The organism is Inquilinus sp. OTU3971, from assembly GCF_038440215.1.
This window is the reverse complement of record NZ_JASATH010000476.1, coordinates 1-245: the sequence shown is the minus strand read 5'-3', so window position 1 is coordinate 245 and position 245 is coordinate 1. Positions and strand designations below refer to the sequence as shown.

Here is a 245-nt window from a genome sequence, read left to right as displayed (position 1 = left end):
ATCATGCCGGGCCACATCCACCGGCGCGGCAAGATCGGCATCGTCAGCCGGTCGGGCACGCTGACCTATGAGGCGGTGGCGCAGACCACGGCGGCGGGCCTGGGCCAGACCACCTGCATCGGCATCGGCGGCGACCCGGTGAACGGCACCAGCTTCGTCGACGCGCTGGAGCTGTTCCTGGGCGACCCGGAGACCGAGGGCATCATCATGATCGGCGAGATCGGCGGCGACGCCGAGGTGATGGG

1 pseudogene is annotated in these 245 nt (G+C 70.2%); it reads left to right on the top strand.

Annotated elements, in window-relative coordinates:
* Positions 1-245: pseudogene (locus AAHM41_RS40490) on the top strand (succinate--CoA ligase subunit alpha); the annotation flags it as partial.